Source organism: Streptomyces murinus, assembly GCF_002154555.1.
Classification (GTDB): domain Bacteria; phylum Actinomycetota; class Actinomycetes; order Streptomycetales; family Streptomycetaceae; genus Streptomyces; species Streptomyces murinus.
Window position 1 is genome coordinate 1 of sequence record NZ_MUNF01000776.1, and the last position, 10,717, is coordinate 10,717.

8 protein-coding genes are annotated in these 10,717 nt (G+C 73.7%); 4 read left to right on the forward strand and 4 right to left on the reverse strand.

Annotation, left to right across the window (positions count from 1 at the left end; translation table 11 throughout):
• Window positions 1–120: 120 nt before the first annotated feature.
• The gene (locus CCN72_RS34805; RefSeq protein WP_086812347.1) at window positions 121–327 is read right to left on the reverse strand and encodes a hypothetical protein; all 207 of its coding nucleotides are present in this window, start codon (window positions 325–327) and stop codon (window positions 121–123) included.
• A gap of 211 nt (window positions 328–538) precedes the next feature.
• Between CCN72_RS34805 and CCN72_RS34810 the strand changes: the two genes are divergently transcribed.
• Window positions 539–2,383: a glycoside hydrolase family 15 protein gene (locus CCN72_RS34810; RefSeq protein WP_086812349.1), complete on the forward strand. Its 1,845-nt coding sequence runs from the start codon at window positions 539–541 to the stop codon at window positions 2,381–2,383.
• Here CCN72_RS34810 and cynR read toward each other — a convergent pair.
• Window positions 2,339–3,307, reverse strand: a complete 969-nt coding sequence (cynR, locus tag CCN72_RS34815) for a transcriptional regulator CynR (RefSeq protein WP_086812350.1) — start codon at window positions 3,305–3,307, stop codon at window positions 2,339–2,341. The genes CCN72_RS34810 and cynR overlap by 45 nt on opposite strands.
• 136 nt (window positions 3,308–3,443) lie before the next feature.
• On the opposite strand from cynR, the gene CCN72_RS34820 reads away from it, so the two are divergent.
• The 3 genes from CCN72_RS34820 (at window position 3,444) to CCN72_RS34830 (ending at window position 5,105) form a co-directional block, all read left to right on the forward strand.
• The gene (locus tag CCN72_RS34820) at window positions 3,444–4,028 is read left to right on the forward strand and encodes a carbonic anhydrase (protein WP_086812352.1); all 585 of its coding nucleotides are present in this window, start codon (window positions 3,444–3,446) and stop codon (window positions 4,026–4,028) included.
• 73 nt (window positions 4,029–4,101) lie between these two features.
• Window positions 4,102–4,572, forward strand: coding sequence for a cyanase (gene cynS / locus CCN72_RS34825; protein ID WP_086812354.1), 471 nt, complete (start codon window positions 4,102–4,104; stop codon window positions 4,570–4,572).
• A 32-nt stretch (window positions 4,573–4,604) separates the two neighbouring features.
• Window positions 4,605–5,105 (forward strand): nucleoside deaminase, encoded by a 501-nt coding sequence (locus CCN72_RS34830; protein WP_086812356.1) that lies wholly within the window; start codon window positions 4,605–4,607, stop codon window positions 5,103–5,105.
• A 106-nt stretch (window positions 5,106–5,211) separates the two neighbouring features.
• Here the strand turns inward: CCN72_RS34830 and CCN72_RS34835 are convergent, their stop codons facing one another.
• The gene (locus CCN72_RS34835; RefSeq protein ID WP_086812358.1) at window positions 5,212–7,833 is read right to left on the reverse strand and encodes a SpoIIE family protein phosphatase; all 2,622 of its coding nucleotides are present in this window, start codon (window positions 7,831–7,833) and stop codon (window positions 5,212–5,214) included.
• A gap of 262 nt (window positions 7,834–8,095) precedes the next feature.
• A complete protein-coding gene (locus tag CCN72_RS34840; RefSeq protein ID WP_086812360.1) occupies window positions 8,096–10,612 on the reverse strand; it encodes a SpoIIE family protein phosphatase in 2,517 nt (838 codons plus the stop codon).
• Between the last annotated feature and the right edge of the window lie 105 nt (window positions 10,613–10,717).

Sequence of the window (10,717 nt, forward strand, 5' to 3'; positions counted from 1 at the left end):
GGATCCGGCCGGTGTCCCGTACCTGACCGCGTACCGCTCCGCGCACGGACCGGGCCAGGGCGGGCGGCGCCCATCCGCGCCGCCCGCCCTGGCCCCCCGTTTGCCCCCCGTTCACCCCCGTCAGGGAAGAAGCTTCTCGATCGCCGACGGACCCTCCGTCTCCAGCTTGCGGCGCGCCCAGTCGAGCGTCTTCGGGGTGACGTCCCGCCCGGCCGCCATCACCAGGTCCTCCGGGGTGACGTCCTGCTGGGGAGCCGAGTGGAGCAGGGAGTCCGGGGTGCAGTGGTCGTTGGGCGACCGGGACCCTCCAGTTGCGGATGTCGACATGTGTTGCCTCCTCCTCGGTCCGGATGACCGCATCCGTGCCGGTGCCGCCGAACGGGGCACACTCTCACCATTGCCCGCCGCGGCGCACCCTGCATCCGGAGGGCGCGCCGGTGACGGGTGAGAAGCGCCTGCCCACTCCACCGCGCCTCACTCGCTCCTAAGCTGGAGGCAACGCGGGACGAGTTCGCGCACCCGCACCGGGAGGCCGCCGATGAGCCAGACGCCGTTCGCCGCGGACACCTCCGCGAGCCCCCACTACCTGCCCATCGCCGAGCACGGCCTGATCGGCGACCTGCGCAGCGTCGCCCTGGTCGGCAGCAACGGCACCATCGACTGGTACTGCTCGCCGTCCTTCGACTCGCCCAGCGTCTTCGCGGCCGTTTTGGACGCCGAGCGCGGCGGCTGCTTCGAGCTGGCCGCCGCCGTCCCGGCCCGCACCAAGCAGTTCTACTTCCCCGACACCAATGTGCTGATCACCCGCTTCTTCACCGAGGAGGGCGTCGGCGAGGTGCAGGACTTCATGCCGGTCACCGCCGATACCGGACAGCCCTGCGACACGGTGCGGCACCGGCTGATCCGGCGGGTGGTGTGCGTACGCGGCCATGTGCCCTTCCGCGCGCTGGTCGCCCCCCGCTTCGACTACGGCGCGGCTCCGCACACCGTCCGCGACATGGACGGCACGCTGCTGTTCGAGTCGCCGGACCTGGCGCTCGCGCTCACCGCGACCGTGGCCATGGAGTGCGACGGCCGCGACGCGTGCGCCGAGTTCAAACTCGGGGAGGGCGAGACGGCGGTGTTCGCCCTCGACCAGGCCGGCAGCGCCATCGCCCCGCGCGGCTGCGCCCACGCCGAGGCCGAGCACGAGTTCAACGCGACCGTCGCCTACTGGCGGCGCTGGCTCCAGCAGTCCCGCTACCGGGGCCGCTGGCGCGAGATGGTGCACCGCTCCGCCCTGACCCTCAAGCTGCTCACCTACGCCCCCACCGGAGCCATCGTCGCCGCCCCCACCACCAGCCTGCCCGAGCAGTTCGGCGGCGAGCGCAACTGGGACTACCGGTACGTCTGGGTGCGCGACGCGGCCTTCGCCGTGTACGCGCTGCTGCGGCTCGGCTTCAGCGGCGAGGCCGAGGCCTTCATGCGCTTCCTCACCACCCACATCAGCCCCGGCGACGGCGCCGCCTCCGGCCCGCTCCAGATCATGTACGGCATCGACGGCCGCACCGACCTGCCCGAGCGCGAGCTGCCCCATCTGGAGGGCCACCAGGGCTCGGCCCCGGTCCGGGTCGGCAACGCCGCCGCCGACCAGCTCCAGCTCGACATCTACGGCGCCCTGATCGACTCCGTCTACCTGTTCGACAAATGGGCCCAGCCCATCTCCAGCGCCCAGTGGGACGACGTGACCCAGCTGGTCGAATGGGTCTGCGAACACTGGGACCAGCCCGACGAGGGCGTGTGGGAGACCCGGGGCGGCCGCAAGAACTTCCTGTACTCACGGCTGATGTGCTGGGTCGCGGTGGAACGCGCCATCCGGCTCGCCAACCGGCGCGGGCTGCCCGCCGAGCTGCTGCGCTGGCGGCAGACCCGGGACGCGATCTACCGGCGGATCATGGACCGGGGCTGGTCGGAGCGGCGGCACGCCTTCGTGCAGCACGAGGACGGCGATGTGCTGGACGCCTCCGTGCTGATGATGCCGCTCGCCAAGTTCATCGCCCCCACCGACCCCAAGTGGCTGTCCACCCTGGACGCCCTCACCGAGGAACTCGTCTCCGACTCGCTGGTCTACCGCTACGACCCGCGCGTCAGCCCCGACGGGCTGCGCGGCGACGAAGGCACCTTCTCCATCTGCTCGTTCTGGTACGTCGAGGCGCTGGTGCGGGCCGGCCGGGTGGACGAGGCCCGCCTCGCCTTCGAGAAGATGCTCACCTACGCCAACCATCTCGGCCTGTACGCCGAGGAGATCGGCCGCACCGGCGAGCAACAGGGCAACTTCCCCCAGGCGTTCACCCATCTCTCACTGATCAGCGCCGCCTTCAACCTCGACCGCGCCCTCGGCTGACCCGTCCCGGGCGGGGGCCGTGTACCCGCGGCTGTGCACCAGTTCGTGGGTGAGGCGGGTGAAAGCGAGGGCCGCGGCGCTGCGGTAGGCGTCGGCGCGGGCGAGGAGGGTGACCGTACGGGTCGGCAGGGCCGGTTCGAGCGGCATGGGGGCGAGCCGCGGATGGTCATGGGTGATCGCGTCCGGCAGGACGGTGGCCAGGGAGGTGCGCTGCACGACCTCGGTCAGGGCCTGGATGGAGTTGGCCTCCACCGCGATGCGCGGACTGACGCCGTGCCGCTCCAGATACGCGTCGATATGACCGCGGGTGGCGAAGTCACCGCTGAGCAGCGCAAGTTGGCGGTCGGCGAGGTCCCGTACCGGGAGTGCGGCCGAACGGGCGCCGGTGGCAGCGGAGTTATCGGAGTCACCGGTGACCAGGGTGAGCGTCTCGCTGAACAGGGCGGTCGCGGTGATACCCGGCAGATGGGTGCCGCGGAAGGCGATGCCGAGGTCGAACTCGTCGGCCAGCAGCCCCGTTTCGATCCGGTCCTGGGTGGTCTCCCGCACGGTCAGGGTGATGCCGGGGTGGCGGCCGTGCAGCTCGGCGGTGAGCGGGCCGACGAGATAGGCCGTGAACGTGGGCGTGACCGCCAGCCGCAGCCGCCCGCGCGTCAGGTCCCGCACATCGTGGACGGCGCGCTCGGCGGCGGCCAGCTGGTGCAGCGCGCCCCGCGCGTGATGGGCGTACGCCTCGCCCGCGTCGGTGAGGCGCACGGTGCGCCCGGTGCGGTCGAGCAGCTGGCTGCCGAGGGTCCGTTCGAGCTGCTTGATCTGCTGGGACAGCGTGGGCTGGGAGATGTGCAGCTCCTCGGCGGCACGGGTGAAGTTGCCGTGCTCGGCCACGGCGAGCAGATAGCGCAGATGACGCAGTTCCAGGGCCATGACGACGACTATAGACGCCTATAGATGGCATCAATAGCTTCTATGTCCAGCACGTCTTGGACGCTATAGCCCGAGGTCATGCATGGTGGATCTCGCCGGGCCCCACGGGCCGGGCGCCACGAAAGGGAGTGACCCCATGCATGACCTCGCCCACGGCGTCGCGCGCTTCCAGCAGGACGTCTTCCCCGCCAAGCGGGAGCTGTTCAGCCGGCTGGCCGCGCAGCACACGCCGCACACGCTGTTCATCGGCTGCTCCGACGCCCGCGTCGTGCCCGAGCTGATCACCGGCTGTGAGCCCGGCGAGCTGTTCGTCATCCGCACCGCCGGCAATCTCGTCCCCGCCCGCACCCCGGGCGCCGACGGGGTCGCGGCGAGCATCGAGTACGCCGTCGGCACGCTCGGCGTACGGGACATCGTGGTCTGCGGGCACTCCGCGTGCGGCGCGATGACCGCGCTGGCCCACGGTCACGACCTCAGCGGCGCCCCCGCGGTCGCCGACTGGCTGCGGCTCGCCGACGCCTCGGTGGCCCGCACCCCGGGCACCGCGGACGTGCCCGCGCTGGTACGGCAGAACGTGCTGGCCCAGCTGGCGAACCTGGCCACCCACCCCTCCGTCGCCCGCGCCCTCGCGCGGCAGCAGGTCACGGTGCGCGGCTGGGTCTTCGACATCGCCACCGGCCGCGTCGAGGACCTGACGGCCGCCGCCCCGCTCGCGGCCTGACCACCGACCCCCGGACCGGCCCGCCCGGGCGGTCCGGTACCCACCCCATCCACGCAGTGAGGAACGACCACCCATGATCCACGCCCAGTTCGACCCCACCGCCCGCCAGCTCCTGGCCGCCGCCGCCGTCGAGGCCAAGACGCGCAAGGACCTCTCCTGGCAGCAGATCGCCGACGCCTCCGGCCTCTCGGTCGCCTTCACCACCGCCGCCGTCCTCGGCCAGCACGCCCTGCCCCAGGACGCCGCCAAGGCCGTCGCCGACCTGCTCGGCCTCGACGCGGACGCCGCGCTGCTGCTGACCACCGTCCCCACCCGCGGCTCGATCCCCGGCGCGATCCCCACCGACCCGACGATCTACCGCTTCTACGAGATGCTCCAGGTCTACGGCACCACCCTCAAGGCCCTGGTCCACGAGGAGTTCGGCGACGGCATCATCTCCGCGATCAACTTCAGGCTCGACGTCAAGAAGGTCGCCGACCCCGAGGGCGGCGAGCGCGCCGTCATCACCCTGGACGGCAAGTACCTGCCGACCAAGCCCTTCTGAGCCGCCCCACCCCCACCTCTCAGGAGGACAGCATGGACTTCGTCCGGCGCACCATCGACCTCGCCCGCCACAATGTCGCCGAGGGCGGCCGCCCGTTCGCGACCGTCATCGTCAAGGACGGCGAGATCCTCGCCGAGAGCCCCAACCGGGTCGCCCAGACCAACGACCCCACCGCGCACGCGGAGATCCTCGCCATCCGCGAGGCCTGTGTGCAGCTGGGCACCGAGCACCTGACCGGGACGACCATCTACGTCCTCGCCCACCCCTGCCCGATGTGCCTGGGCTCGCTCTACTACTGCTCGCCGGACGAGGTCGTCTTCCTCACCACCCGCGACGCCTACGAGCCGTACTACGTCGACGACCGCAAGTACTTCGAACTGGACACCTTCTACGCGGAGTTCGGCAAGAACTGGGACGAGCGCCGACTCCCGATGCGGCACGAGCCGCGCGACGACGCGGTGGAGGTCTACCGGATGTGGCGGCGCCACAACGGCGGCGAGCGCCGCGTCCCCGGCGCCCCCACCGCCGACTGACCGGTACCCCACCGCCGACTGTCCGGCGCCCCACCGCCGGATGCCCGGCGCGCCCCACCGCCGGCTGACCGGCGCGCCGAACGGCAGGGTCCGGGCGGAGCAGCCCCTACGGCAGTGGCTGCTCCGCCCAGATGATCTTGCCGTTCGGCGTGTAGCGGGTCCCCCAGCGGTCGGCGACCTGTGCCACCAGGAACAGGCCCCGGCCGCCCTCGTCGGTGCTCGCCGCGTAGCGCAGATGCGGGGAGGTCGTGCTGCGGTCGGAGACCTCGCAGATCAGGGTGCGGTCGCGCAGCAGCCGTACCCCGATCGGGGGCCGCCCGTAGCGGATGGCGTTGGTGACCAGCTCGCTGAGGATCAGCTCGGTCGTGAACGCCAGTTCCTCAAGGCCCCACGCTTCCAGCGCCCGGGTCACCGCGGCGCGCACCTCGGAGACGGCCGCCGGATCGGACGGCACCTCCCACTCGGCCACCTGGTCCGTACCCAGCACCCGGGTCCGGGCCACGATCAGCGCCACATCGTCGCTCGGCCGGCCCGGCATCCCCTCCAGCACGGTACGGCAGGTCGTCTCCGGGGAGCTGTCCGGCGTCCGGCGCAGGGCGTCGCCCAGCAGCTCAAGACCGACGTCGATGTCCCGCTCCCGGTCCTCCACCAGGCCGTCCGTGTACAGCACCAGCCTGCTGCCCTCGCCCAGCTCCAGATCGACCGTCTCGAACGGCAGCCCGCCCAGGCCCAGCGGCGGCCCGGCCGGCATCTCCGGGAACTCCACCCGCCCGTCGGGATGCACCAGTGCGGGCGGCGGATGCCCCGCGCGGGCCATGGTGCAGCGCCGCGACACCGGGTCGTACACCGCGTACAGACAGGTCGCGCCGGTCACCGCGGCGCCCTCGTCCGGGTTCTCGTCCTGGTCGATCCGGCCCACCAGCTCGTCCAGCAGACCGAGCAGTTCATCGGGAGGCAGGTCCAGCGCGGAGAAGTTGTGCACGGCCGTGCGCAGCCGCCCCATGGTCGCCGCCGCGTGCAGCCCGTGCCCCACCACGTCGCCCACCACGAGCGCCACCCGGGCCCCGGACAGCGGCAGTACGTCGAACCAGTCGCCGCCCACCCCGGACTGCGCCGGCAGATACCGGTACGCGATCTCCAGCGCGCCCTGCTCGGGCAGCGTCCGCGGCAGCAGGCTGCGCTGGAGGGTCACCGCCATGCTGTGCTCGCGCGTGTACCGGCGGGCGTTGTCGATGGACACCGCGGCCCGCGCCACCAGCTCCTCGGCCAGCGCCAGCTCCTCGGTGTCGAACGGCTGCGGCTTCTCCGCCCGCCAGAAGTTCGCCACCCCCAGCACCAGGCTGCCCGCGCGCAGCGGCACGGTGATCAGCGAGTGGATGCCGTACTCCACCACCTTGTCCGTGCGCTCCGGCTCCTGCGCCCGCCAGCCCGGCGCGTCCCGCAGCCGCGGCTCCACCACCGACTGCCCGGTGGTCAGGCTGTGGGCCTGCGGCGAGGTCGCGACGAACCGGATCCGGTGGTCCACCGGATACAGCGGGGAGTCCTTGCGGATGCCCACACAGGCCACCCGCCGCAGATCGCTCCCGGGCCGCGGCTCCTCTCCGTGCAGCACCGGTTCGAACAGGTCCACGGTCGTGAAGTCCGCGAACCGGGGCACCGCCAGCTCCGCGAGTTCCTCGGCGGTACGGGTGACATCCAGGCTGGTGCCGATGCCCACCCCGGCGTCGTACAGCATGTTCAGCCGCTCCCGGGCCACCTCGGCCCGCCCGGATACCGCCCGCAGCTCGGTGGAGTCGCGCAGCGTGGTGACGCTGCCGGCCGGGCCGCCGCGCAGTTCGGTGGGCCGCTGGTTGATCGCCAGGAGGCGGTCCTTGACCAGGTGCACCTCGTCCGTCGCCACCCGCCCCGAGGCCAGCAGCCGCGCCGTGTCGTCGTCCAGGCCCAGCTCCAGGACATGCCGGCGCTCGGCGTTCCTGGGCAGGTCGAGCAGGCGCTGCGCCTCGTCGTTGGCGAGCAGCAGCCGCCCGTCGCGGCCGACGATCAGCACACCCTCGCGGACCGCGTGCAACACCGCGTCATGGTGCTCGTACATCCGGGTCATCTCGTACGGCCCGAGGCCGTGCGTCTGGCGCAGCAGCCGTCTGCTGACCAGCGCGGTGCCCGCGGTGGCCAGCGCGAGCGCCGCCGCGGCGGCGGCGAGCAGCAGGGGCAGCTGCTGATCGGCGGTCCCGCCCACATGCGCGGTGGTGATACCGGCCGACACCAGCCCCACCACGGTGCCGTTCGCGTCCTTGACCGGGACCACGCTCTGCACCAGCGGGCCGAGCGTGCCGTTGACCTTCTCCACGACCGTGCCGCCGGCCACGGCCGGGCCGATGGTGCCGACGAACTTCTTGCCTATGCGGTCGGGATGGGGATGGGTGTAGCGAATCCCCTGGGTGTTCATCACCACGATGAAGTCCACGCCGGTCGCCTTGCGGGCGGCCTCGGCCTTCGGCTGGAGGATCGCCGTCGGGTCCGGTGAGCGCAGCGCTGCGGCCGTGCCGGGCGCGTTGGCGAACGTCTGGGCCACCGCGAGGGAGCGGTTGCGGGCCTCGGTGTCGCTGTCATGGCGCACCTGGAGGACCTGGGCCACCACCGCCGAGACCACCAGCAGCAGCACGATCACGACCTGGAGCACGAACACCTGACCGGCGACGCTGCGTCCGGTCACCGCCGCCCACAGCATCCCCGGCCGGTCGCCGTTCGCACCGGGGCCGTCCGGCGGCGGGGCCAGTGGTGCGCGCGGGTGCCCGAAAGGTCGGGGCGGCCGGGACACTGGCCGGCCGGGCAGTCGCACCATGTGCCCATGTCTACACTGCCCGACGCCATCAGGCGAGACCGTCACCCCGGGGAGCGGGCGTCGGGGAAGGAGCGCGCGGAAGGGACGCAGGCGTTCGACACGCCACTTCCGCCCGGCGGCCGGCAGCCACCGCGGGCGGACCGGCCGGCTACCCATGGCGCAGCCTCCTCGCCAGGAGCAGGGCCACGTCGTCGGGGCGGGCGTCGGCGTGCCGGGCGGCGGCGGTGAGGCGGTCGGCGACCCCGGACAGGGTGAGGCCGTCGCGCCGCCCGGCGGCCGCGCCCGCCCGGTCCAGGGCCCGGCACAGATCGGCGATCCCGTCGTCGATGTCGGCGCCCGCCCGCTCCACCAGCCCGTCCGTGTACAGCGCGAGGATCGCGTCCGGTTCGAGGATCAGCTCGGTCACCGGATAGCGCGCCCCCGGATCCACCCCGAGGACGACACCGCCGGGGATGTCCAGCGGCCGGGCCCGGCCGCCCGGGGCGAGCAGCAGCGGCGGCGGATGGCCCGCCCGGGCTATCCGGGTCAGCCCGGTGGCCGGATCCAGGCGCAGACAGCAGCAGCTCGCGAACTGACCCGGGTCCAGGCCGATCAGCAGATGATTGGTGCCGCTGAGCACCTCGTCGGGCGGCCGGTCGCCCAGCGCGAACGCCCGTACCGCGCTGCGCAGCTGGCCCATGGTCGCCGCCGCCTGCACCCCGTGCCCCTGCACATCCCCGATGACCAGCGCGAGACCGTCCCCCGACTCCACCACGTCGTACCAGTCGCCGCCCACGTCCAGCCCCTCGGTGCCCGGCAGATAGCGGCCCGCCGTCTCCACCCGGGGATGCGCCGAGAGACGGCTCGGCAGCAGGGCCTGCTGGAGGCCCCGGGCGAGGGCCGCCTCGCTGTCGTAGCGCCGGGCCCGCTCCATCGCGTGCGCGATCAGCCCGGCGAGCGCGGTGAGCACCGTGCGTTCCTCCGCGCTGAAGCCGCGCGGCCCGTCGAAGCCGAGGACGCAGGAGCCGACCGGCCGCCCGGACGCGATCAGCGGCAGGAACGCCCGGGACCCCTCCTCGGCGTCCAGCGGCAGTCCCGGATACGTCTCGGCCAGCTGCCGCATCGACTCGAAGAACAGCGGGCGCCCGGTGGCCAGGGTCTCCACGGCCGGGATCCGCGCGTCGAGCGCCACCCCGTCGAACGGCTCCAGGAAGCCCGGCGGGAAGCCCGACTCCCACGCCAGGTGCAGATGCCGCTCCTGGAGCAGATAGATGGCCAGCCGGCGGCCGCCGAACGCGGGCAGCAGCTCCTGCATCACCACCGCCGACACCTGCTGGGCCGTCACCGCGTCGGTCAGCGCGATGGCCAGCGCGATCGGCCGGTACGCCGCCGCCATCGAGGGACCTGCCGCCACCGCCGGCCCCGGCGGCCGGGGCCCGCCCGGCGCCTCCATCCGGCTGGCCGGGACGAGCGTGCAGGTCAGCAGGTCGTCGCCGGGATACACCGACACCGCGAACCCGTCGTACCCGCCGTCCGTGCCGCCCGGCCGCCGCACATGGAAGTGCACCGGCTCCGGGGACAGCAGGGCGCCACGCAGATGATCGTCGTACGGCGGCCCGGTCAGCCAGGGCAGCGCGTCCCACAGCGTCCGCCCGAGCAGCGCCTCCCGCGCCCGCCCGGCGAACCGAGCCGCGGCCGCGTTGGCGTACCCGACCGTCCCCAGCCGGTCCAGACAGAACACGCCCTGCGGCAGCTGGTCGGCGGCGCCGTCGGCGAGGGCCGCCCGGCCGGGGTCGAACACCACCCCGCCGACCCGCGCCACCGCGCCGCCGCCGTCCGCCGGGGACGGCAGCGCCCCGCCGTCCCCGGCGGGCCACAGGTCCAGCAGCCGGGACACGCCGTCGGCCGCCCGCAGGCTCAGCGGCGCGCCCGGCGGCTTCCCGGCGGCGGTGTCGCGCAGCGCGGCCAGCACCCGGTACGCCTCCGCCGGGGCGAGCGCCTCGGCGAGCGCGGTGTCCGTCCCCGCGAAGTCGCCCGCCGCCAGGCCGAGCAGGGTGTGCAGCCGGTCGTCCGCGCGGACCGCGTGGGTGGCGGGGTCCCAGGTGAAGCGCCCGACCGCCGTTTGCGGGGGCCGGGCCGCGGGCGGCCGTACGCACTGCGGTTCCCCGTCCCAGACGATCGCGGCCCGGTCCCCGTCGGCGAGCGCGAGCAGCTCGGTGCCCAGGCCCTCGGCGAGCCTCGCCAGCAGCTCCCGGTCGAGCGGCTCGTCCCCGTCGTCGCCGGCCGAGGGACGCAGCACCGCGAGGACCCCGAGCGGTCCGCCGCCGCCCGGCACCGGCATGTGCACCGAGGCGAAGGGGAACGGCAGCCCCGCCGCGAACTGCGGATACCGGCGCACGGCCTCCGTCGCGTTCGGCAGCACCACGGGCAGCCCGAGCCGGTAGGCGTCGCAGACGGGGAAGGGGCGGTCCATGTGCACCCGCCACCAGGGGCGGAAGAGGGGCCCGGGGAGACCGGCGAGGACGGCCAGACGGAGGAAGTCGGGCGCGTCGCCCGGGCCGTCGGCGCGCAGATACACGCCGGCCACCCGGCCGCCCGCCGAGCGGAGCGCCGCGGTGGAGGCGTCCGCCAGCAGCGCGGCCAGTCGGGCCCGAGTACGGACCGCCCGCTCCCCGCTGCCCGCCATCGGCCCTACCTCGTCCTGTCCGCCTCCGGGTGGATCACACAGCAAGAATGCGCCAGGAGGCGCAGGGGGCGCACCCCGGCGGGGGCCGGGGTGCGCCCCCTGCGC